18 protein-coding genes and 1 tRNA gene are annotated in these 23,128 nt (G+C 36.2%); 10 read left to right on the top strand and 9 right to left on the bottom strand.

The window, feature by feature from the left end:
- The first annotated feature begins 136 nt into the window (after positions 1 to 136).
- The 5 genes from DEU39_RS03305 (at position 137) to DEU39_RS03285 (ending at position 5,324) form a co-directional block, all read left to right on the top strand.
- On the top strand, positions 137 to 1,912 hold the full coding sequence (locus DEU39_RS03305) for an acyl-CoA dehydrogenase family protein (protein WP_120230935.1): 1,776 nt from the start codon (positions 137 to 139) through the stop codon (positions 1,910 to 1,912).
- A 144-nt stretch (positions 1,913 to 2,056) separates the two neighbouring features.
- Positions 2,057 to 2,371: a hypothetical protein gene (locus DEU39_RS03300; protein WP_120230934.1), complete on the top strand. Its 315-nt coding sequence runs from the start codon at positions 2,057 to 2,059 to the stop codon at positions 2,369 to 2,371.
- A gap of 26 nt (positions 2,372 to 2,397) precedes the next feature.
- The gene (locus tag DEU39_RS03295) at positions 2,398 to 2,733 is read left to right on the top strand and encodes a YegP family protein (RefSeq protein ID WP_062670100.1); all 336 of its coding nucleotides are present in this window, start codon (positions 2,398 to 2,400) and stop codon (positions 2,731 to 2,733) included.
- Positions 2,734 to 2,812: 79 nt separating this feature from the next.
- Entirely contained in the window at positions 2,813 to 3,259 is a 447-nt protein-coding gene (locus tag DEU39_RS03290; protein WP_120232183.1) for a phosphohydrolase, read from the top strand.
- A gap of 16 nt (positions 3,260 to 3,275) precedes the next feature.
- Positions 3,276 to 5,324 carry a M48 family metallopeptidase gene (locus DEU39_RS03285; RefSeq protein WP_120230933.1) on the top strand — a complete coding sequence of 683 codons (2,049 nt, stop codon included), beginning with the start codon at positions 3,276 to 3,278 and terminating at the stop codon, positions 5,322 to 5,324.
- Here the strand turns inward: DEU39_RS03285 and DEU39_RS03280 are convergent.
- Positions 5,321 to 6,037 carry a DUF2490 domain-containing protein gene (locus DEU39_RS03280; protein ID WP_062670101.1) on the bottom strand — a complete coding sequence of 239 codons (717 nt, stop codon included), beginning with the start codon at positions 6,035 to 6,037 and terminating at the stop codon, positions 5,321 to 5,323. The two genes, DEU39_RS03285 and DEU39_RS03280, sit on opposite strands and share 4 nt — an antisense overlap.
- A gap of 71 nt (positions 6,038 to 6,108) precedes the next feature.
- Positions 6,109 to 7,920, bottom strand: a complete 1,812-nt coding sequence (locus DEU39_RS03275) for a TonB-dependent receptor plug domain-containing protein (RefSeq protein WP_120230932.1) — start codon at positions 7,918 to 7,920, stop codon at positions 6,109 to 6,111.
- A 638-nt stretch (positions 7,921 to 8,558) separates the two neighbouring features.
- Between DEU39_RS03275 and uvrA the strand changes: the two genes are divergently transcribed.
- On the top strand, positions 8,559 to 11,351 hold the full coding sequence (gene uvrA / locus DEU39_RS03270; protein ID WP_120232182.1) for an excinuclease ABC subunit UvrA: 2,793 nt from the start codon (positions 8,559 to 8,561) through the stop codon (positions 11,349 to 11,351).
- 88 nt (positions 11,352 to 11,439) lie between these two features.
- The gene (locus DEU39_RS03265; RefSeq protein ID WP_120230931.1) at positions 11,440 to 12,207 is read left to right on the top strand and encodes a methyltransferase domain-containing protein; all 768 of its coding nucleotides are present in this window, start codon (positions 11,440 to 11,442) and stop codon (positions 12,205 to 12,207) included.
- Positions 12,208 to 12,291: 84 nt separating this feature from the next.
- Here DEU39_RS03265 and DEU39_RS03260 read toward each other — a convergent pair whose 3' ends face one another.
- On the bottom strand, positions 12,292 to 12,930 hold the full coding sequence (locus DEU39_RS03260) for an NAD(P)-dependent oxidoreductase (RefSeq protein ID WP_120230930.1): 639 nt from the start codon (positions 12,928 to 12,930) through the stop codon (positions 12,292 to 12,294).
- A gap of 344 nt (positions 12,931 to 13,274) precedes the next feature.
- Here DEU39_RS03260 and DEU39_RS03255 point away from each other — a divergent pair, with 344 nt between their 5' ends.
- Together DEU39_RS03255 and DEU39_RS03250 are read left to right on the top strand one after the other, a co-directional pair.
- Positions 13,275 to 14,381 (top strand): epoxide hydrolase family protein, encoded by a 1,107-nt coding sequence (locus DEU39_RS03255; RefSeq protein ID WP_120230929.1) that lies wholly within the window; start codon positions 13,275 to 13,277, stop codon positions 14,379 to 14,381.
- 607 nt (positions 14,382 to 14,988) lie between these two features.
- Positions 14,989 to 15,276, top strand: coding sequence for a hypothetical protein (locus DEU39_RS03250; RefSeq protein WP_120230928.1), 288 nt, complete (start codon positions 14,989 to 14,991; stop codon positions 15,274 to 15,276).
- Positions 15,277 to 15,325: 49 nt separating this feature from the next.
- Here the strand turns inward: DEU39_RS03250 and DEU39_RS03245 are convergent, their stop codons facing one another.
- From DEU39_RS03245 to DEU39_RS03220, 6 genes are read right to left on the bottom strand one after another with little or no spacing between them, the layout of a single operon-like run.
- Complete coding sequence (locus DEU39_RS03245) at positions 15,326 to 15,697, bottom strand: response regulator (protein ID WP_062670114.1); 372 nt, start codon at positions 15,695 to 15,697, stop codon at positions 15,326 to 15,328.
- 18 nt (positions 15,698 to 15,715) lie between these two features.
- Positions 15,716 to 16,285 carry a chemotaxis protein CheB gene (locus DEU39_RS03240; RefSeq protein WP_120230927.1) on the bottom strand — a complete coding sequence of 190 codons (570 nt, stop codon included), beginning with the start codon at positions 16,283 to 16,285 and terminating at the stop codon, positions 15,716 to 15,718.
- A gap of 11 nt (positions 16,286 to 16,296) precedes the next feature.
- Positions 16,297 to 17,127, bottom strand: a complete 831-nt coding sequence (locus DEU39_RS03235; protein ID WP_062670119.1) for a CheR family methyltransferase — start codon at positions 17,125 to 17,127, stop codon at positions 16,297 to 16,299.
- Positions 17,128 to 17,493 (bottom strand): response regulator, encoded by a 366-nt coding sequence (locus DEU39_RS03230; protein WP_062670121.1) that lies wholly within the window; start codon positions 17,491 to 17,493, stop codon positions 17,128 to 17,130.
- A 15-nt stretch (positions 17,494 to 17,508) separates the two neighbouring features.
- Positions 17,509 to 21,117: a response regulator gene (locus DEU39_RS03225; RefSeq protein ID WP_120230926.1), complete on the bottom strand. Its 3,609-nt coding sequence runs from the start codon at positions 21,115 to 21,117 to the stop codon at positions 17,509 to 17,511.
- A 5-nt stretch (positions 21,118 to 21,122) separates the two neighbouring features.
- Positions 21,123 to 22,598, bottom strand: coding sequence for a response regulator (locus DEU39_RS03220; RefSeq protein ID WP_120230925.1), 1,476 nt, complete (start codon positions 22,596 to 22,598; stop codon positions 21,123 to 21,125).
- Between the two features lie 309 nt (positions 22,599 to 22,907).
- Here DEU39_RS03220 and DEU39_RS03215 point away from each other — a divergent pair.
- Positions 22,908 to 22,979, top strand: a tRNA-Arg gene (locus tag DEU39_RS03215).
- Positions 22,980 to 23,128: the final 149 nt, after the last annotated feature.

Below are 23,128 nucleotides of genomic sequence, written 5' to 3'. Positions count from 1 at the left end.
AGAATACTTTAAACAGGGACTAAGAAAACAAAAGACTAGGAGATAAGGGACCGAAAGAAAATAGACAGTATAAAAGTCTATCATCTATCCGTCTATTATCTGAATGTCTCAAAAAATTTAAAAAACAAAATAATATATGGCTACATTAAAAGGCGGGGAATTCCTGATCAAACAGATTCCTGCAAATGAAATTTTCAGTATTGAAGAACTGAATGAAGAACAAAAGATGCTTCGTGATTCTGCGAAGGAATTTATAGATAGAGAAGTAGTTCCTCAAAGAGAACGTTTTGAGAAGAAAGATTACGCATTTACTGAAGAGACCATGCGTAAACTGGGAGAAATGGGGATGTTGGGAATCGCTGTTCCTGAAGAATACGGAGGTCTTGGAATGGGCTTTGTGACTACAATGCTTGCCTGTGATTATCTATCAGGAACTACAGGTTCATTGGCTACAGCTTATGGTGCACACACCGGAATTGGAACCCTGCCAATCGTTCTTTACGGAACTGAAGAGCAGAAGAAAAAATACCTTCCGGATTTAGCAACGGGAACAAAATTCGGAGCTTACTGTTTGACAGAGCCAGATGCTGGTTCTGATGCCAATTCAGGAAAAACAAAAGCAAAACTTTCCGAAGACGGAAAACATTATATCATCAACGGTCAGAAAATGTGGATCTCCAATGCAGGATTTGCAGATACATTTACATTATTTGCTAAAATTGATGATGATAAAAATATCACAGGATTTGTCATCAACAGATCGGAACTTGAAAACCCTGAAAGCTTAACTTTCGGAGAAGAAGAACATAAATTAGGTATCCGTGCTTCTTCTACCCGTCAGGTCTTCTGCAATGATATGAAAATTCCTGTGGAAAATCTTTTAGGAGAAAGAAACAATGGTTTCAAGATCGCTTTGAATGCATTGAACGTAGGCCGTATCAAATTGGCTGCAGCATGTCTTGATGCACAGAGAAGAATTTTAAACCACTCTATCCAGTACTCTAACGAAAGAAAACAGTTTGGTGTTTCAATCGCTACTTTCGGAGCGATCAGAAAGAAAATTGCTGAAATGGCAACCGGAGTTTTCGTAAGTGAAGCAGGTTCTTACAGAGCAGCTAAAAACGTTCAGGATAAAATTGACGAATTAGTAGCAGGTGGATTAAGCCATCAGGAAGCAGAACTGAAAGGTGTTGAAGAATTCGCGGTAGAATGCTCAATCCTTAAAGTATTCGTTTCTGACCTTGCCCAGCACACAGCAGACGAAGGAATCCAGGTGTACGGAGGGATGGGATTCTCTGAAGACACTCCTATGGAAGCGGCTTGGAGAGATTCAAGAATTTCAAGAATCTATGAAGGTACCAACGAAATCAACAGATTATTAGCCGTAGGAATGCTTATTAAAAGAGCGATGAAAGGTGAATTGGATCTTTTATCACCTGCTATGGCCATCAGCAAAGAATTGATGGGTATCCCTTCATTTGAAGTTCCTGATTATTCAGAATTCATGAGCGAAGAAAAAGCAATTATCGCAAACCTTAAGAAAGTATTCCTAATGGTTTCCGGAGCAGCTCTTCAGAAATATATGATGGATATTGAAAAACAACAGCATTTATTATTGAATGCATCTGAAATCCTTAACCAGATCTACATGGCAGAATCTGCAGTACTAAGAGCAGAGAAACACTTCTCTCCTGAATCTGTAGAAGCAGCTATGGCTCAGTTAAATCTTTACAAAGCTGTTGAGAAAATCATCACTGCAGCTAAAGAAGGAATTGTTTCTTTTGCTGAAGGAGATGAGCAGAGAATGATGCTTTCTGGATTAAGAAGATTCACTAAATATACCAACCATCCGAATGTAGTAGCGCTTACTGAAAAAGTAGCCGCTCACTATATCGAGAAAGGATCTTATTAATCTTTAATAACATAAATTTGATTCAGCGTCCCAATTTTGGGGCGCTTTTTTGATCTTTATCAGTTATGACATCCATTGAAATTAATGGTATTTAGCAAGGTTATTCAAAAAAAATTATTATTTTTATTTTAAAATAACTAACACATGAAAATTTTATTATTTCCAATACTCCTTATTTCCGTTACTTTTTCAGCACAAAAAAAAGATAATTTACTTCCTGTTCCCAAGATGGATACCACAAAAATTGTTGCTAAAGGGAAATTCCCGGGATATTTTGCTCTGAAACCCGATCAACCTCAAAAAGAACTTTACAAAATATTAACGGTTAAGCCCAATGATACAATTCTTTATCTGGCTTTAAAAGAATCTTCAAAGGATTATTCACAATATAAAATTCTAAATTCGATTACTCCAGATAAGCTTCAGGTCAATCGGAAAAAAATACTACCATCCAAATAACATAACACAAACTAAAAACTATTACCATGGGAAAATTTATTATCTCTAAAAGAACAAACGGAGACTTTCAGTTCAACCTCAAAGCTGGAAACGGGCAGGTTATTTTAACCAGCCAGGGATACAGTACCAAACCTTCCTGTGAAAGCGGAATCGGATCCGTAAAACTCAATGCACAGGAAGACGCAAAATTTGAAAGAAATACAGCCAATGACGGCAGATGTTATTTTAATCTAAAAGCCGGAAACGGACAGATCATCGGAACCAGCCAGATGTATGAATCTGACAATGGTATGGAAAACGGAATAGAATCTGTAAAAAACAATGCTCCTCATGCTCATATAGAGGACGAAACAGACTTTTAAAATCATATAAAATATTCTTCATAAAATGTCTTATTTTTTTAAGGCATTTTTTATTTTTGTACTCTATTTTTCATTAGAAATGACAAAAGAAGAATTACTGAATAAAGCAATCAAAATCGCCGATAAGGCTCATAAAGGACAAACCGATAAATACCATGCTCCCTACATTGCCCACGTAATGCGGGTGATGAACTATTGTAAAACACTGGATGAAAAAATCGTTGGAGTACTTCACGATGTTGTAGAAGACCATCCACAGGAGTTTAGTCTGGACTATTTAAGGTCGGAAGGATTTCCTGAATATATTATTTTTGCCATCAGCTGCCTTACAAAGCTTGATCCGGAAGAAGATTATGATGAATTCATCAAAAGAACAGAAAGATCTCTGCTATCTGTTGCTGTAAAGCTCAATGACCTTCGAGACAATATGGATCTCAGAAGAGTCAACAGAGAGCTTACCCCTAAAGATATCAAAAGGTTCAATAAATATCTGAAAGCCTATCGTTATCTGATAGAGAAATACTAAATAAAAAAAAACACACATGACTAATAACCTACCCAAAATTTCATCAGCTTATCAATCTAAGCTGGTTTCTGCTATTGTATCCATTTCAGTTTTTTTCCTGATCTATCTGATACTTATACTCGCCTCACTCCTTATGATATTCTTATTAGGATATGGAGCAATAAAACTGTTAAGCATTTCTCTCAATTACTTTACCGTTTTTGGTGCAGCAGGATTATTAAGTGTTGGAATTTTTGTTTTTATTTTCCTTGTAAAATTTATTTTTAGAAAAAACCATTACAGTACGCGTCATTTGCTGGAGGTTAACAGATCCCATCAGCCTCAGCTTTTTGCTATTATTGATGAAATTGTGGCTGAAACAGGAGTGAAAGCTCCTCAAAAAGTTTTTCTTTCTCCGGACGTAAACGCCAGTGTAAGCTATAATTCTATTTTCTGGAGCATGTTTTTGCCGGTAAAGAAAAATCTGACAATTGGAGTTGGGTTGATCAATACTACAAGTGTAGGAGAATTGCGGACAATTCTGGCTCACGAATTTGGACATTTCTCTCAAAAAAGCATGAAAGTCGGCGGTTATGTAAGCCAGGCAGAAAAAATTATTTTTGAAACCGTTTACAATAACAAAGACTACGAAAACTTTATCATGGAATTTTCCGGAGGAAATGCTATTTTTAAAATTTTTGGTTTGATTTCAGTTAGTTTTATTAATGCATTTCAGTCCGTGCTTAAAGGCATGTCCAGTTTTCTTTTCAAAAATCATGCTTCTCTGCAAAGAGAAATGGAATATCATGCAGATGCTATTTCAACCTATATAACCAATCCTGATGAGCAGACATCATCTTTATTAAGACTGGAATTAAGTGATGTTGCTTTTATTAGTTCTTTTAATTTTTATATTGAAAATAAACAGAAATATCTTCCAAAAGATCTGTACAAGAATCAGATTTCTTTAATGAAAATCCTATCCGAAAGGAATAACCACCCTTATATCAACGGACTTCCAAAAATAGATGCTGAAGATCTTACCCGCTATAATAAATCAAAAATAGAAATTGAAGATCAGTGGACTTCACATCCGGATATTTTAAAAAGAATTGAAAGGATTAAAACAAACAAAACAAGAAATACAGCTGCAGACCACAGATATGCAAAGGAAATTATCAGCGGATTTGATAAAATTTGTGAAATTATGACTTCAAAATACCTGACATTACGCACGGTAAAAAATGTAGGTGAAGTAATAGAGGATGAAGCGTTCGTCAGGCTGTATCTCGATTATAATATCTATCAGACCTTCAGTTCAGATTTTAACGGATATTACGAAAGGCATAACCCTGTTATAGAAAACATTGAATCTGTTATTTCTGATATTCCAGCTCATCAGGGCGAAGATCTTTTCAATGACAGAAAGGTATCTTTAGTTTACGAAAAATCAGGGATAGAAGGTGATATACAGATTTTGCATTATCTGGTTTCCCATCCTAAAGAAATAAAAACATTCAGATTTGACGGCACTTTATACAAAGCAAAAGATGCTGCAGGCCTCATCCCTCAACTGGAAAATGAACTGGCGAGAGTAAAAGAAGAACTTTTGGAAAATGACAAAGCTATTTTTCAGCATTACTATCATATCTCCAATGAAAACCTGAAAAAAGACCTTCTTAACAAATACAAAAAGTTTGCGTTAATCGATAAGGAATTCGATGATTTTCAAAAAGGCCTTAATGACTTTACACCCTATCTTCAGTTTATGGCTGTTACCTTACCTTTTGAAGAAATACGTAAACACAGGGCCAAACTATTGAAAGCAGAAGAACCTTTTAAACTGATAACCAAGCAACTGATTGAAAACTCGGCTTACCAGGATGCTTTAAAAGCTGAAGATAAAAACCTCTTACAGGAATTTGTAAACTCTGAATATATTTATTTCAACAAAGATAAATACCTTGAACATGAAGTAAATGCCATATCGTCAGTAATTGAAAAATATCAGACATTACTGAATGATCATTATCTTAATTCTAAACTCGAGCTGCTAAACTTTCAGGCAGATTTAAATAAGAATTAATCCGCACCCGGGAAATCGTAACTCTTCGTGTGATGATCTGTTCCATCGATATTGATATTTAAAGCAAGGTAAACGAAATGTAAATTTTTGTTTCCTTTTGCTTCAAATTCACGCTGCCACAGATATCCGCTCACTATTCCGAAATAATCATCGATCTGATAGCCGAAACCGCCATAGACTCTGTTTCTGGCGAAAGTAGGCTTCATCGGAGAGACAAAGAAAACCTCGTCATAAGCATTAGCGAAAACAGTTCCTTTCTTAATGGTTTTAGCGTTCAAAGGAACACTAACGTTCAGACGGTATCTGTAACGCATTCTCTGGGAAGTCTGATCTGTTTTTGGCTCGTAAAACCAGCTCTTTTCAGCACGGAAACGGTTTTCAAACTTTACGATACCTTTCTTGATATCAATAACGTCCTGAAGCCATACCCTGAACTCCTCTCTGCTCAGGCTATGTTCTTTATAGTTAACATATCTTCCCAGTCCTACAAAAGGTTTGTGGTTTTTGGTAAGATTATACCCTAGCCCCCCTTTTATTTCATAATAATCAGGGTAGGTATAATCTTCGTTACCACGCATCTGCCCTTCAGCATAAAGGAAAAATTTCGGATGAAACTTATAGGTCAGAGTCACTGCATTGAAGCTGGAAATGTGTTCCTGTGCTTTAAAAAAAGATATTCCAAGTAATAAACCTAAGCCTATAAGACGTTTCATAAAAAATTTTTGCAAATGTATATTTTTTAACAATTTGTTAATATTAACTTTCATTAATATTAAATTAACACCTACTTAATATTAATTGTATAAGAAAACCCAATATGGAACCACCTTTGCGGCATTCCCACCCCAAATGCTTCAGTATATTTTGTGTTGGTCAAATTGTTAATCAACACATACACTGAATAATCTTTCTTAGCAAAACTCAGCTTCTCATCTACAAGATTATAGGTTCCCAGATTGACTCTTTCGTTGTAACGGTAAACAAGCTCATTGGTAAAGTTTTTCAGGAATTTCACCTCTAACTTGGACACAAACTGATGCTTCAGATTGTCCAGAATATATCTTGAAATCACACCAGCTTTTTCTTCATATTTACTATCAATATAAGTATATCCTACTGTATATTTTAACCAGTCTGTCGGTCTGTGGCTCCACTCGGCTTCGACTCCTTTTGTTTTGATATCTCCTACATTCTGGGCATACCATACTTTATCACTAAGGTCTTTTTTTACCCAGTCAATAGAGTTGCTGGAATTCCTAAGAAATCCACTTATTTTTGCTAAAATTCTGTTATTTTGATATTGATAACCTATCTCTGATGACAAAGCATTTTCAGGCTGTAAATCCGGATTTCCCTGTTCTGTTTTACTCACATAATAAAGTTCGGTAAAAGTGGGTACACGGTGTACTTTTGCGATATTTCCGTAGATTTTAGAATTAGTATTAAAGTTATAGCCTACGTCAAGCCCCGGATAAAAGAAATTTCCTTCTTTAGAATAATTAGCCCATGAAATTCCCGGACTGATGTTCAGTTTTTTATCCAGTAATGAAAAATGATGTTCAAAGAAAACCTGAGATACAAAACGGTTTCGGTCACCCAAATTACTGCTTATTAAAAATTCTTTTCTCAGTTCAACACCAATTCCGGTTATTCCCAACCCCCACTGATAGCTGGAATTCACTTCTCCACCTACGTTATTTCCGATGTGCATATTTCGGTAAAAATCCGGATTCCATCTGTCATAAAGATACATATCCTGCCCTCTTCTCCAATACACATTAGAGTTAAGCTTCAGCTTTCCAAAAGTCTGCTGATGAGCTACACTTACAATAGAGGCCTGTGTTTCCTCATACTGTTTGGTAGCAGCACTGGAAGCATAAAAACCATTGGCTCCGAATTTCTTTTCCGAAAACCCGGCCTGTACTCTTACATCTCCGTTTTTGATATTCAGCTTTCCCTGATAAAATACATTTCTGATCTCATAATCCGTATTGAACATATACCCTTCTGATGAAGCTGAATTCGCCTGCAGGGAGTTCGTGAATTTTTCATTTCCGATCTGCGCGTTAAATCCCAGACCATAGCTGCCGTAATCTCCACCCTCTGCACTGATTTTTACTTTTTTCCCTGGGGTAGTTTTGGTAACGATATTGATAACACCGGCATAAGCATTCTGCCCGAAACGTCTTGCAGCCGGACCTTTTATGATTTCTATCTTTTCTACCTCATCCAGATCTACCGGAATATTCATATTATTATGTCCGGTCTGGGAATCATTCATCCTGATTCCGTTCAACAACAGAAGAACCTGCTCAAAAGAACTACCACGAAAACCGATATCGCTCTGCACACCATTAGCTCCTCTCCTTCTGATATCCATTCCTGGCACCTGTTGAAGGATTTCGTCTATACTTTTAGCCGGAGAATTTACAATGTCTTCTCTGGTGATAACACTGATGTTCTGATTGGCACTTTTATAAGGTGTAGAGATAAATTTTCCCTGAAATTCGATGCTTTCAATATCTGTTGTCTTTTCCTGTGCATTTACCCAAAGTAAAGATCCCAGAAAAAAAGCACTTCCTATCTTTTTGATCATAATCGTTTCCGTAGTTTTTTAACAGAGTCCAAAAGTAAGAGAGTTCACCAAGACAGGCAAATGATAGTTGTCATAAAAAAAGATGCAACGTAATGCTGCATCTGTGTGAGGGAGTAATTCTATCTTTTTCTCATTAAATGTGTAACTAGATCTCTGAATAATTTTCTCATTTCTATATTACATATTTACGGCTACAATTTTAAATAATTTTACAACATAAAACAATAGTTAAACAAAAAAACACAATATATTTTTAAAAATTATATAAAACACTGTAAAATAAACCGTAAAACAACATTAAGTCCACAAAAAATATTCATTTTTATCATTCATCAACAGATTTATTTCCTTTTTCGCCTTCTTATTTCATGTTGATAATAACAATTTTTAACAATAAGATAAGCGTAAATTTTTCGCTAAAATTTCGTAATTTTGTGGGTCTTAATTTTACGATGAAAGCATTCTTTTTCAACGGTAATTCTATCGGCAATCTAAAAAATTACAGCTGCAGAATATCAGATGAATTTGGGAATACCGGCAAAAGTTCAATTGATGACAGCCTGGGAAAATTCTAAGGCAAAACACCATTATACTGAAAGTTTTAATGCTTTACAGTTACTTTTATGAATAAACAAAATATGGCTAACACAACAGAAATAGACATAAAGAAACAGATTTTCGTTAAGAATGCACATCTTAACAATCTGAAACATATAGACGTCCTGATTCCGAAAAATAAACTTATTGTTATTACAGGTGTTTCAGGAAGTGGAAAATCCTCTTTGGCCTTTGATACTATTTATGCAGAAGGACAGAGAAGATATGTAGAAAGTTTAAGCTCATATGCCCGTCAGTTTTTGGGAAAATTAGAAAAACCAAAAGTGGACGATATCAAAGGACTTGCACCTTCTATTGCCATCCAGCAGAAAGTAATTTCTTCCAATCCGCGTTCTACTGTGGGAACTTCTACAGAGATTTACGATTATATGAAGCTCTTGTTTGCAAGGATCGGGAAAACCTTTTCACCGGTTTCGGGAGAAGAAGTGAAGAAAGATTCGGTTTCTGATGTAGTCGACTTCATCAAGGCTTCAAAAAAAGATACTTCCTTTCTATTAACTGCTCCTTTGGAATATGATGTTGACAATTTCAAAGAAACCTTAAATATTTTAAAACTGGCAGGTTTCACAAGGCTTGAAATCAATGGAAATGTTGCAGGAATTGAAGACCTTGAAAGTTTTGGTTTTACTCCTGAAAAAGGAATGACTATTAATCTTGTCATCGACCGTTTCTCATACGAAGAAGACGAAAGTTTTTTACAGAGACTTGCAGACTCTATACAAATGGCGTTCTATGAGGGACGCGGATATTGTTCACTAAAGAACATCGATACAGAAAAAGTAAAAGAATTTTCCAATAAATTTGAGTTGGACGGCATGGAGTTCCTTGAACCCAACGTTCATTTTTTCAGCTTTAATAACCCATACGGAGCATGTCCGGCGTGTGAAGGATACGGAAAAGTAATCGGAATTGATGAGGATCTTGTAGTTCCTAATAAAACATTATCCATCTACGAAGATGCCGTTGTCTGCTGGAGAGGAGAAACGATGAGCGAATGGAAAAAAGATTTCATCAAAAAAGCAGGTGATTTCCCTATCCACAAACCTTATCATCAATTAACAAAAGAACAGAAAAACTTCCTTTGGAAAGGTGACGGAAGGAGCAGTTTCCCTTGCATCAATAATTTCTTCAAGATGCTTGAAGAAAACCTTTATAAAATCCAGTACAGAGTAATGCTTTCCCGTTACAGAGGAAAAACCCTTTGCCCGACATGTGAAGGGTTGAGACTTCGTGAAGAAACAAGCTGGGTAAAAGTAGACGGACACAATATTCAATCGATGATTGAGCTTCCTTTGGATGAGCTGGCTCCTGTCATTAATGGATTGAAGCTTTCTGATCATGACAAAGAAGTAGCCAAAAGACTGATCTATGAAATCACCACCCGCCTGGAATTTTTATTAAAGGTAGGATTAGGATATTTAACCTTAAACAGAACGTCCAATACCCTTTCAGGAGGAGAAAGCCAGAGAATTAACTTAGCAACCAGTTTAGGAAGTTCTCTGGTCGGTTCTATTTACATATTGGATGAACCTTCTATCGGACTGCACTCTAAAGACACCGAAAACCTGATCGAAGTATTGAAAAATCTTCGTGACCTTGGAAATACCGTTATTGTAGTAGAACACGACGAGGATGTGATGAGAGCGGCAGACTATATTATTGATATTGGTCCGGAAGCAGGTTATCTTGGTGGCGAACTGGTATTTGCCGGTGATTATAAAGATTTGAAAAAAGCCAATACCCTTACTTCAGAATATCTTACGGGAAGACTTGAAATTGAAGTTCCGAAAAAAAGAAGAAAAGGAAAAGAATGGATTCATATTAAAGGTGCGCGTCAGAATAACCTTAAAAATATAGATGTAGACGTTCCTTTGGAAAGTCTCGTAGTCATTTCCGGAGTTTCAGGAAGTGGAAAGTCTACTTTGATGAAAGAGATCCTTACCAATGACATCCAGATCCAACTTGGAATGGGTGGTAAAAAAGGAGACTATGATTCTGTAGAATTCCCGAAAAAACTGATCAAAAATATTGAATTGATTGATCAGAACCCGATTGGAAAATCATCCCGTTCAAACCCTGTCACCTATCTAAAGGCTTACGATGATATCCGTGATCTTTTTGCCAAGCAGAAAGTGGCCAAAATGATGGGTTACAAGCCTAAGCATTTCTCTTTCAACGTGGATGGAGGTAGATGTGATGAATGTAAAGGAGAAGGAGTAATCAATGTGTCTATGCAGTTTATGGCAGACATCGAGCTTGAATGCGAAGTTTGTAAAGGAACCCGATTCAAAAATGAAATCCTTGAAGTAAGATTTGATGAAAAAAACATCTCTGATATTCTTCATATGACCGTAGATCAAGCATTAGAATTCTTTAAAGATAATAATGAAGAAAAGATTGTAACAAAGCTGAGACCTTTGCAGGAAGTAGGATTAGGCTACCTGCAGCTGGGACAAAGCTCTTCTACCCTTTCAGGTGGTGAGGCACAGCGTGTGAAACTGGCTTCTTTTCTTGTAAAAGGAGTAACCACAGATAAAACATTATTCATCTTTGACGAACCTTCTACAGGGCTTCACTTCCATGATATTCAGAAATTACTGAAGTCATTACAGGCTTTGATTGATCTTGGACATTCAGTGATTGTTATTGAGCATCAGCCTGATATCATCAAATGTGCCGATTATATTATCGATATCGGTCCGGAAGCCGGAAAACATGGTGGCGAAGTTGTATTTGCAGGAACACCTGAAGATCTGACTAAAAATAAAAAGTCCTATACGGCAAAATACATCAAAGAAAAATTGGAACAATAAATACAATCGGCTGTTTTAAAAACAGCCGATTGTTATTTAGATTCTTTATCTTTATTCAACTTATTAACCCATTACAAAATTATTCTTTATGCCTTGGAATCCCGAATTATACGATCAATACAAAGATGTACGTTACAAACCCTTTTATGATTTAGCAGCATTAATTAAGCCTGAAAATAATATAAAAGCTATTGATTTAGGCTGTGGAACCGGAGAACAAACCTCTATTCTAACGGAAAAACTCACAGGTTCTACATTCTTAGGAATTGATTCATCAGCAGAAATGCTTGAAAAATCAAAGAAATTTGAAAACGATCATTTACATTTTAAGCTTCAGAGCATTGAAGAAGCAGCACTGTCTGATCAGAAATGGGATCTTGTCTTCAGTAATGCCGCTTTACAGTGGGCTGATGATCACAAAACTTTATTTCCTAAAATCATTGGATTACTTTCAGAGAATGGACAGTTAGCCATACAAATGCCCGTCCAGAAAGAAAATATTCTGAACCAGATTCTAACGGAAATGGCAGATGAGGAGCCTTATGCATCCCAGTTAAATCATTTTAACCGCGATTCTCCGGTGCTTTCAATGGATGATTATGCCCAGATATTATTTGATAACGGAATTCAGGAGATTGAAATATTTCAGAAAGTATATCCCATCATTGCGAATGATCACGAGGCTTTATACACCTTTATTTCAGGAACAGCATTATTACCTTATGTAGAACGTCTGGAAGGAAAACAGAAAGAACAATTCATCTCCGAATTTAAATCTCGTATCGCCAAAAGGTTTACAAAATATCCGGCTATCTATGCATTCAAGCGCATCCTGATGTATGGCCGTAAGAAATAGAAAATCTTGATCCCATAAAAGAAAGCTGCCACAAAAGCCAAATTATTTGGCTTTTGTGGCAGCTTCTTCTTTATAGATTCTTTACTATTTTATATTATACAAGAACGGACTTTCCCTGATATACTCAGAATTTTCAATATGAGAAGCTAAAAAATCAGCAAGATCTACAGCACTGATACTTTCTCCTTTGCAGTCTGTAAGGCTTATTTCCGTTGGAAAACGGTCCTCTGTAAGATGAATCAGAGGTAGTCTTACCAAGGTCCAATCCAGGTTGCTCTCCAGAAGAAGTTCATATTCTTTTTGTTTATCAGTTGTAGTCTCAGGGTAATTCTGATACATCCAGTCTGTCGCCATCTTTACCTTTTCATTTTTATGATCGGACGGTGTATTTACACTCAAGCCTGTAGTTACAATATAGCGACCGATTCCATGATGACTCATTGCAGAAATGATATTTTTTGTAGCATCACTAAAAATAGACTTCTCTCCTTTTGGCTGCCCTAAAGTACTCATGACAAGATCAGTTCCTAGAATCAATTCATCGATCGCTGTTGTATCCCTTGCATCTCCTTTTACCACTTCAATTAATGGATTTTGAAGGGTGAAATTCTTGGGATGCCTTAATAAAAGTTTAAGATGATATCCTTTCTCAAGAAGGTTTTGTACCAGATATTGTCCGGATTTTCCGGTTCCGCCGATGATGGCAATTTTATGGATTTTCATAATGATTTTTTTTAATATTAAATATCAATAATCAGCAGCTGATTCACCGCTAATGACCATTAGTATTATAAAAGATGAATTGTCTTTTCTTTAGATAAGAATAATAGGTATATAGGGTTCAGAAAATTGAACCTAAGATGTTCAGGCTTAAAAGTAACACCTGACTCATAGTAATATGTATTACGAGATTTTAATGAATTAAAGTTACTTATTTTCCTTATTAAAAAAATCAAAAAATTATGATTTTGACAACATATATTAAAAGAGAAAGTTTTTAACTTTGATAATAAGCTTACTACCAGCACATTCCACCAAAAACATCTACACTAATAAAATATAATAATATGGAACCCTTTACAGTAAACATCCCTGAATCGGTGATCACCGATCTTAAAAATCGCCTGCAAAATACCCGCTGGCCCGGAGAACCTGAAGGCTCAGGCTGGAACTACGGAACCAACGAAACTTACCTAAAAGAACTTACCCATTACTGGATCAATGATTATAACTGGAGAATGCGCGAACAGCAATTGAATCAGCATCCTCAGTATATCGTATTGATAGACGGAGTTCGAATTCATTTTCAATACATAAGGGGAAAAGGTCCTAACCCAAAACCATTGATTCTTACTCATGGCTGGCCGGATAGCTATTACCGTTTTCATAAAATTATCCCATTGCTTACAGAAGGCGAAAAGAGTTTTGATCTGGTTATCCCTTCCATTCCGGGATTTGGTTTTTCTGATAAAACAGCAGTCAGCAGCGAAAGAGTCGCTGATCTTTGGAAAAAATTAATGACAGAAGTACTTGGCTACAAAAAATTTTATGCTGCAGGAGGAGATATCGGCATGGGCGTAGTAAAAGCACTGACTTCAAAATACCCTGAAGTCCTGGAAGCTGTTCATCTTACCGATGTGGGATACCCTACCGGTCAGGAAGATTTCACCACACTGAGTAAAGAAGAACAGGAATTCGCGCAGTTTGTTCAGCAGTGGTGGTACAGCGAAGGAGCTTATGCCATGGTACAGTCTACCAAACCTCAATCTCTGGCCTATGGTCTCAATGATTCTCCTGTCGGATTGGCAGCCTGGATCATTAGCTTTACCAATGCAGGAGCTTCTCCGGAGCTGATTGAAGCAGCATTTGGGGGTAGAGACGAATTACTGACTAATATTATGATTTATTGGGTCACACAAACCATAGGATCTTCGGCCAGAATGTACAAAGAAGATGCAGCGGCTTTATGGAGCGGAACACAGGTTCATCAAAAAAGCAGCGTTCCTGCAGGAGTACTTGTATTTCCACGCGAAGCCCAGTTTCCAAAAGAATGGGCAGAACGTTTTGTGAATGTCACCAGCTTTAAAAAGATGAATGAAGGTGGCCATTTTGCCGCCCTAGAATTACCTCATCTATTTGCAGATGAGCTAAGGTCATTCTTTTATTCTGTATAATGAAATAGTTTTTCATGAAGAAATATTATATGACTATTGATGGAAATATGAATAAAAAAGTGACATATGAAGAGGAAAGAATACTTAATGATTTTGCTTAAAATATCTTTCTGAACAGTAATTTCAAAAAGCTCCACAAGTTATCCACAAAAAAATGTGGATAACTTGTGAATTTTAACATTTAATTCATATTTCGTATTAAAATAATTGCTACATTTACTATGTAATAAACATCGAAGTGGAAACTTTATTTGCTTTTCTTACTACTCTTGAAATTGCAATTAAATTTGAAATAAAAATTTAAGCACAGCATTGTCGGCTGTGCTTTTTATTGTTGTCTAATTAAAAAAATGAGATGTATTTATCTACTGGATCTACCCCTAAAGGGTAGATTCTTTTATCCATATATCCTTTCAAATAAAGATTTTTAGAGTTTTTGAATCCCAGAACATCTATTTATTCCAAACTGTATTAAAGAGCCGGTCAGAAAACCTATCATCAATGCAAAATTCATTTTAATCAGATTGCTCTTTATAATGTTATAATCTCCTCATATTTTTCCCCGTACGGTATAACATTTGTATTTTACAGTTTAATTATCAACAATATGGACGAAACGAAAATAGAATCTTTAGACCTGATTAATGATAAGTATTTAATAGATGAATATTTTAAACTTAAGGTGAATAAGGAATTAAATATTGACATTGATCTTAGCTCTGAATATATCACTGCACATAATATAGTTTCAAAAAAATTAATTCTTGTGCAGACATTTTCTCATACCATTATGGAAAACCCGCAGCTCTATCTTTTATTACGCTCTTTAATTCATAACGTCAACAGTTATCACGTAACAAAAAGTCAAATGATTTCTGCTCTGAATAATATATAAAAAAATCTCTCAAAATTTGAGAGATTTTTTATTTGGAAAATCGAAAGATTTACACCTGCTCTTTTATGTGCTTTGCCACCATTTCTTCAAGATCATCCAGATTAAAAGGTTTTGAAACATAATCATCTGCCTTTGCTTCGGAAGCTAAAGCAGCAATATCATTGTTTGCCGTAACATAAATGACAGGAATGTGATTGAATTCTTCACTGTTTTTCAGAAGTTTTGTGGCTTCCACTCCTCCAATTTTCGGAATCCAGTTATCCATCAGAATAACATCGGGATGATATTCGGCCACTTTCTCCAGAATATCATGTGAAGTTTCTGAGATTCTGACCTCGTAGCCATTCTCTTCAAATATGATGGTAATCACTTCCAAAATAGCAGCGTCATCATCAAAAATTAAAATTTTCTTTTTGCTCATATTATTTAGGTTATTCTATTACAACTGATTGATATAATCTGCCAGATTATCCGGTTTGATAATTTGGTCATAATCTATTTCTTCTACGGCATGTTTGGGCATATATTCCACTTCTGCCGTTTCAGGATCCTGGATCCATACCTGTCCGTTATTTTTTTTAATATAACAAAGCCCTTCTACTCCATCAGCATTGGCTCCAGACAGAAGAACTCCAATCATATTCTCTCCATAAATTTCTGCTGCAGACCTGAAGGTAACATCTATTGAAGGACGGGAATAATTCATTTTTTCTGAGCTGTCCAATGACATATTTTTCTTATTCTCAAACAGCAAATGATAATCTGCCGGAACAATATAAATCGCATTATTGTCTATTTCAGTTTTATCTTCTACTTCTATCACCGGTATTTTCGTGAACTGCTGCAATAAGGTTCTCAGAATGTCTCCGGATTGGGCTTTACGGTGAACCACCACTACGATTGGGATTTTCAGAATATCATTCAGGTTTTTGATCATTTCAATAATGACCTGTAAACTGCCTGCTGATCCTCCTATAACAATTAATTCAATGTTTTTCTGTGATTCCATAGCATTGGTTATTAATGATGATCAAGCTTTTTCCAGATTTTCTGGTCTTCAATCTGATGGTAATTCTTTTCAATAGTGGAAAACCTGAGTGTTTCTTTTGCTCCCAAAGCCAGAAAACCTAAATTTTCCAGACTATTATCGAAAAGTTTAAAAACTCTTTCCTGCAGTTCTCTATCAAAATAGATCAGAACATTTCTGCATATAATCAGCTGAAAGCTATTGAAAGAACTGTCTGAAACCAGGTTGTGCGTAGATAAAATAAGTTTTTCCTGTAAGCTTTTATCAAATTTTACACTATCATAATTGGCCGTATAGTAATCTGAAAAATCACGTTTTCCTCCTGAAAGCATATAATTTTCAGAATATAATTTCATCTGATATAACGGGAAAACACCGGCTCTGGCTGTTTCAAGAACTGCGGGATTTAAATCTGTACCATAAATCAGGGATTTATCATACAACCCTGCCTCTTTCAATAAAATAGCAATAGAATAGGCTTCTTCTCCCGTAGAGCAACCCGCAATCCAGATCCTAATCAGCGGATAAGTGCCTAATTGGGGCAGAACTTTCTCACGTAATGCTTTGAAAAAAGAAGGATCCCGAAACATTTCTGTAACATTTACTGTAACTTCTTCTACAAAACGTTTTAGATATTCCACATCATTCATAAGGGTATACCTAAGTTCCGCGAAGCTGGTAAACCTATCCAAAAGACATATCCTGTTTACCCTTCTTTTAAACGAAGCCCTGCTATAACCTGAAAAGTCATAGCCATACATCTCATAGACATCGTTGATCAGATATTCTATTTCTCCATCTTTTACGATACTTGGTTCCAGCATCTATGAAAGTTTTTCTATTGCCATTAGTAAAAGGTCTACATCAATAGGCTTTGAAACATAATCATCAGCGCCTACCTCAATACATTTCTCACGGTCTTCAGGCATAGCCTGTGCGGTTACTGCAATAACTGGTATATCTTTAATTTCAGGCGTATTTCTTATGATTCTTACGGCTTCATATCCGTCTATTCCCGGCATCATCATATCCATAAGCACCATTGAAAAATCAGGATCAGCTTTTAGCATATCTAAAGCTTGCTGAGCCATCGTACTGGTTTCTACTGCATATCCGCGGGCCTTAAGGGTGAGTTTCAATGCGAATATATTACGTGGATCATCATCCACAATTAAAATTTTCTTTTTCATCAGAATTTTATCTGTTTAACTTTCATACAACCAAACGCGAAGCAGCGATAACAGCTGATCAATATCTACTGGTTTTGAGATATAATCCGAAGCACCTGCTGTAATGCATTTCTCACGGTCTCCAATCATTGATTTTGCGGTTACCGCTATAATAGGCAGTTTTTTAAATGCCGGCATTTTTCTGATCTGCTTTATGGTTTCATAACCATCCATTTCCGGCATCATCATATCCATTAAGATCACGTCTATATCAGAATTGTGGTGAATTTGCTCCAGAGCATGCTTTCCGTCCATGGCTACAATAACCTCTACTTTATATTTTTCCAGTGCTTTGGTTAAAGAAAAAATATTGCGGACATCATCATCGGTAATCAGAACCTTTTTACCACTCAGAACCTCTGTTAGGGATCCCAGCATTCTGCCTGCAGTACTTTCTGCGGAATTATTTTTTTCTTCCACCAGATGCAGGAACAATCCTACTTCATCCAAAATCCTTTGGTACGAATGCGCTGTTTTTACAACAATTGAATCTGCGTATTGCTTTATTTTAAGCTCTTCTTCTTTAGATAAATGGTGTTCTGTAAAGATGATAATGGGAAGGTTTTCCAGTCCTTCATGGCTTTTGATAGATTCTATGACGTGATAATCATTTCCTTTTGCGCTCGCAATATCCAGAATAACGCAGTCTACAAGATCAGAAGTCAGTGCTTTTACGCTATCTTCTACCGTATGTTCTACAGATAAAGAGATATTAAAATTGCTCAGGAAATAAGACAATGCACTGGCATGTTTGGCATTTTCTTCAACAATCAGCACTTTTTGAGATCCTTTTTTTAAGGCTTCTTCAATCTTTCTGAAAACGTCAGTCATTTTATCCAGTGCTACCGGTTTGTTAATAAAGTCAACGGCACCTTTCATCAGACTTTCTTTTTTAAGATGAAGAACAGACATCATATGAACCGGAATATGTTTGATATAAGGATCAGATTTCAGTTCATCCATGACCTCCCAGCCATCTTTCACAGGAAGCTGAACGTCCAGTAAAATAGCATGCGGATGGTACTTCTGAGCCGCTGAAAGAGCATAATCTCCTCTTACCACAACCACTCCTTTATAGCTCTGCAGATGGGCATATTTCAATAAAGCTTTTGCAAAATTGATATCATCTTCAATAATCAGAATGACTTTATCTCCTTCCTGAATATTTTCTCTGTCGTCTGCTACATCTTCAGGAATTTCAAGGGTATTTACCGGAATTACTTTTGGTTCTCCTTCATCAAGAATATTCTGAATTTCTTCCACATCTTCACGAATTACCTCTACAAGATCCTGATCTGTCTCAGAATGTATAATCTCTGTCACCGCGTGTGCAGGAATAATAAAGCTGAATTCACTTCCTTTATCTATCTCACTTTTCAAAACTAATTCACCTCCAAGAAGTCTTGCTATTTCACGGCTTATGGACAGACCTAAACCTGTTCCTCCGAACTTTCTTTTGGTAGATCCATCAGCCTGCTGGAATGCTTCAAAGATAATTTTTTGCTTATCTTCTGCTATTCCAACGCCTGTATCTTTCACTGAGAATATGATAAAATCAGGTTTTTCAGAATGTTTCTTGATGTGTAAACCGATGCTTCCTTTTGTGGTAAATTTTAGGGCATTCGACAATAAATTTCTCAATACCTGGTCAATTCTCAGACGGTCACTTTCGATCACTTTCTGTACATTTGCATCGATTTCGATATTAAACGGGAGTGCTTTCTCCTGAAATACAGGATTGAAAAGACTCTTAAGGTCTTTTACCACTTCTTCAAGGTTTACGTCCTGATATTCAAGCGTCATTTTACCAGATTCTATTTTGGCAAGATCCAGAATTTCATCAATAAGGGTTAATAAGCTTGTGCCTGAACTATGAATTACTTTGGCAGATTCCATTTGATCTTCGTTAAGATTTTCGTCAGGATTTTCCGTCATTAATCGGGATAAAAGAAGAATAGAATTCAGCGGAGTACGCAATTCATGAGACATGTTGGCTAAAAACTCAGATTTGTATTTAGTACTTAATGCCAGCTCTTCTACTTTTTTCTGAATTTCATTATTACGTTCAGCAATTAAATGATTTTTTTCTTCCAGCAATCTGGAGCGCTCTTCCAGTTCTGCATTAGCCTGCATCAGCTCTTCCTGCTGTACTTTAAGCTCTTCTTCAGATGCCTGAAGCTTCTGGGTTTGTGCTTCCAGCTCCGTATTCAGATTTTCAAGCTCAGAGTGCTGAACCTGTAATTCCTCAGATTGAGCCTGCGTTTCTTCCAATAATTGCTGCTCTTTTTCTCTGCTTTTTGCAGCACTCAGGGCGATTCCTATATTGGTACAGCATTCTTCAAAATAGTGTATTCTGTCTTCCTCAAAATTAGAAGTAGAACCAAGCTCTAATACTCCTATTATATGGCCGTCTGCAAATAGCGGCAGCAATATAATTCCGTAAATTTTAATCGTACTGCTGGCAAAAGTAACCACAAAATCTTCTTCATGAAGGTTATTATAAACCTGTGTCTTAGCATTAACAAAAGCCTGTCCCACCATTCCTTCTCCGGGTTCAAAAGCTTTTTTCATATTGGATTCCAGTCCAAATGCTTTATTAAGTTTTAAAATTCCTTCATCATATAAATACACAGAACCATTAATACATTTTCCGTATTCAATCAACTGCATTAAAGATTTATTGGAAACTTCCTGTACAGTCTTATTCCCTACCAGGGATTCATTCAGTAGCGCAAGCCCTTTCTGACGCCAGTCGCTCTTATTAATCTTATCAAAAGAGGTTTTGAGAGACTCCGTCATGTGATTAAGAGATTCTACCAGATCTCCAAGATCATCCTGAGCATTATCCACCGCTTTTTCACTGTAATCCCCATTCGCTACTCTGTTGGCAATTCTTTGAATAGCACTTACACGGCGCGTCATTTCTTCATCTTTTGCCTTAAGCATTTTCTCAAGCTTATCTCTTCGGATAAGATCTGCGCGCATTTTTATATAGAAAAATACAGTGACAACCACTGCAGCAACGGCGGAAAAAAGGATAAAAAGGACAGTTGTACCGGACGAACGGTTGAGATCATTATTTTTAATTTCAACCTGGTTTTCTTCATATTGTACAAAATCATTGACAATTTTCCGGCACTGATCCATATAGATTTTACCCTCAGTAATTTCCTGTTGCGTCATGATAATGCCTCTTCGTCTGTTCTCAACCAAATGTTTCAGGTTCTGCATTACCTGATCAACTGCTGCTTTTAAGCCTGCAAGTCTTTGAATTTGATTCTGATCATCGATATCCAAAGATTCAGCGCGTACCAAAGCTTTAGGATATTCTCTTAATCCCCGTTTATAAGGTTCAAGAAAATCTTCCCTTCCGGTAAGCTGATACCCTCTGTTTCCTGTTTCTGCATCCAGTAAAGCAACGAGAACGTCTTTCACCGCTGTTACAGAACGTCTGCTTTTGGAAAGATTTTCACGGTGGTTCATCTGATTTTGGATACTCCAATAAGAAGCCAACGAGCTGGCTATTAAAATCAAAAGTGAAAGACCTACTCCGAACTGAAGATTTCTTATTATTTTTTTCGGCATTAAAATTAGTTTAGTGGTAATGTGAAATAAAAAGTAGAGCCTTCATCTACTATACTGGAAACCCCAACACTTCCATGGTGCTGTTTGATGATCTCGGAACAGATAAACAATCCGATTCCCATTCCCTGAAATTGCAGTGAAGATTCTTCTACACGGTAGAATTTTTTGAAAACCGCATCCTGTTTAAAATCAGGAATACCAATTCCAAAGTCAGTTACGTTCACTCTTACTTCTTCAGCTTCTTCATCTACAAAAGTGGTGACAATCACCTGATTATTATCTGGTGAATATTTTATAGCATTGGTCAGAAAGTTGATGAGCACCTGTTCTATACGGATTTCGTCTAAAGGAATTAAAATATCCGGTTTTGTTCCGTGACGCTCAATTTTCACTTCACGCTGATCATGAGTTTGTATGATTGTTTCAATGGCATTATTGATCAAATTTTCCAGATTAACGGGTTTTTTATTAATTTTCAGCTTGCCATTTTCTATTTTAGAAACATCCAGCAGATCAGTGATCAAGGTATTCAGCTTTTCAATCTGTCCCTGAACTTTCGCTACAAATCCTGCTTCAGAGCTTTCTTTATCGAGTTTTAATTTTCTTTCCAACAACTGAACATAGGCTTTAATACTCGTTAAAGGAGTCTTTAGCTCATGGCTGGCGATGCTTAAAAATTCATCTTTTTCTTTTTCAACTTTCTTCTGATCATCAATATCGGTAAAAGTTCCCACCCAGTTTTTAATACGGCCTTCATCATATACCGGCGTTACTCTAAGCAAATGATAACGGTAATTACCAGAAACCACATTTTTAATTCTGACCTCCAGCTCAAGAGCTTTTCCTTTTTTTCTGCATCTCTCAAATTCTTCTGTTATATCAGGATCATCCGGATATATTTCAGGAAAATTCTGTTCAGAATCTGAATATTCATACCATTTACCGTTCACGAAATCCACAGTTCCGGCTTCATTAAGGGTAAATGCAATTTGTGGAAGTGACTCCAGCATTAAGTGAAAATGGTCAATCTGAGACTTCATTGTCACTTGTGATTCACGTCTTCCTTTAACCTCCAGCTCAAGATTCTGCTGGGCCTTCTTCATTGCTATATTCTGCTCCTGAAGATTATAGAATGTTTTTACTTTCAGTAAAAGAATTTCAGGATCTACTGGTTTCGTGACATAGTCTTTAGCACCGGAAGCATAGCCTTTCGTTATAAATTTCTTATCTGTATTAACAGCAGATAAAAATATAATGGGAACTTCTTTTGTTTTACTGTAATCTGCCAATGTTTCTGCTACTTCAAAACCGTCCATATCAGGCATCTGAACATCCAGAATAATGAGGGCATAGTCGTTTTTAAGGGCTTTAGCAAGCGCCTCTTCACCGGAATTGGCTGTTTCCACCTGAAAATCTTTGGACTCTAGTAATTTTTGCAGTGAATAAAGATTACTTTGATTGTCATCAACAATTAAAATCATAGAAGTTAAAATCAATAATTAGTTACAGATATTTAAACCTCAAAAATACTTACAATATTTCAAAACGTAGCAATTTTTAAAGTATTATGAATAACTAATTCATACCACATTTTATGCTTTAAATAGGAATAAAATGAGATTAAGGGAGCTCATCCCATCTAAAAAAAAGTTCTATCATTTCAGAGAAAACCAGATTATAAAACTCCTAAAACCTACTTGAGCATTTGTTGTTAATGTTTTTCTCTTGAATCAACATCTTGATCATTACGCTACTAAGGCAAATAATTTGTAATTTTATAATCTTAGCCAGGCCTCATAGTTCAATGGATAGAATAGAAGTTTCCTAAACTTTAGATCCAGGTTCGATCCCTGGTGAGGCTACAAAACGTGAACTCTTTGCTGAAGCATCTAAGAAAACTGAATGCTCTTGATGATAAATCGTCTAATTTGACAATTAAATTTTGAATAATTACAAGATAATAACAATCTTAAAAGAGGCTATCTCTTCTAAGATTTAAGACAGCCTCTTC

This window comes from Chryseobacterium sp. AG363, from assembly GCF_003610675.1.
In the GTDB taxonomy this organism is placed as follows: domain Bacteria; phylum Bacteroidota; class Bacteroidia; order Flavobacteriales; family Weeksellaceae; genus Chryseobacterium; species Chryseobacterium cucumeris.
This window is presented reverse-complemented; position numbering and strand designations above follow the sequence as displayed.

Excerpts from the sequence above, each read along its gene's own strand:
- DEU39_RS03305 (WP_120230935.1), top strand. The coding sequence starts at position 137 with ATGGCTACATTAAAAGGCGGGGAATTCCTGATCAAACAGATTCCTGCA.
- DEU39_RS03300 (WP_120230934.1), top strand. The coding sequence starts at position 2,057 with ATGAAAATTTTATTATTTCCAATACTCCTTATTTCCGTTACTTTTTCA.
- DEU39_RS03295 (WP_062670100.1), top strand. The coding sequence starts at position 2,398 with ATGGGAAAATTTATTATCTCTAAAAGAACAAACGGAGACTTTCAGTTC.
- DEU39_RS03290 (WP_120232183.1), top strand. The coding sequence starts at position 2,813 with ATGACAAAAGAAGAATTACTGAATAAAGCAATCAAAATCGCCGATAAG.
- DEU39_RS03285 (WP_120230933.1), top strand. The coding sequence starts at position 3,276 with ATGACTAATAACCTACCCAAAATTTCATCAGCTTATCAATCTAAGCTG.
- DEU39_RS03280 (WP_062670101.1), bottom strand. The coding sequence starts at position 6,037 with ATGAAACGTCTTATAGGCTTAGGTTTATTACTTGGAATATCTTTTTTT.
- DEU39_RS03275 (WP_120230932.1), bottom strand. The coding sequence starts at position 7,920 with ATGATCAAAAAGATAGGAAGTGCTTTTTTTCTGGGATCTTTACTTTGG.
- uvrA (WP_120232182.1), top strand. The coding sequence starts at position 8,559 with ATGGCTAACACAACAGAAATAGACATAAAGAAACAGATTTTCGTTAAG.
- DEU39_RS03265 (WP_120230931.1), top strand. The coding sequence starts at position 11,440 with ATGCCTTGGAATCCCGAATTATACGATCAATACAAAGATGTACGTTAC.
- DEU39_RS03260 (WP_120230930.1), bottom strand. The coding sequence starts at position 12,930 with ATGAAAATCCATAAAATTGCCATCATCGGCGGAACCGGAAAATCCGGA.
- DEU39_RS03255 (WP_120230929.1), top strand. The coding sequence starts at position 13,275 with ATGGAACCCTTTACAGTAAACATCCCTGAATCGGTGATCACCGATCTT.
- DEU39_RS03250 (WP_120230928.1), top strand. The coding sequence starts at position 14,989 with ATGGACGAAACGAAAATAGAATCTTTAGACCTGATTAATGATAAGTAT.
- DEU39_RS03245 (WP_062670114.1), bottom strand. The coding sequence starts at position 15,697 with ATGAGCAAAAAGAAAATTTTAATTTTTGATGATGACGCTGCTATTTTG.
- DEU39_RS03240 (WP_120230927.1), bottom strand. The coding sequence starts at position 16,285 with ATGGAATCACAGAAAAACATTGAATTAATTGTTATAGGAGGATCAGCA.
- DEU39_RS03235 (WP_062670119.1), bottom strand. The coding sequence starts at position 17,127 with ATGCTGGAACCAAGTATCGTAAAAGATGGAGAAATAGAATATCTGATC.
- DEU39_RS03230 (WP_062670121.1), bottom strand. The coding sequence starts at position 17,493 with ATGAAAAAGAAAATTTTAATTGTGGATGATGATCCACGTAATATATTC.
- DEU39_RS03225 (WP_120230926.1), bottom strand. The coding sequence starts at position 21,117 with ATGCCGAAAAAAATAATAAGAAATCTTCAGTTCGGAGTAGGTCTTTCA.
- DEU39_RS03220 (WP_120230925.1), bottom strand. The coding sequence starts at position 22,598 with ATGATTTTAATTGTTGATGACAATCAAAGTAATCTTTATTCACTGCAA.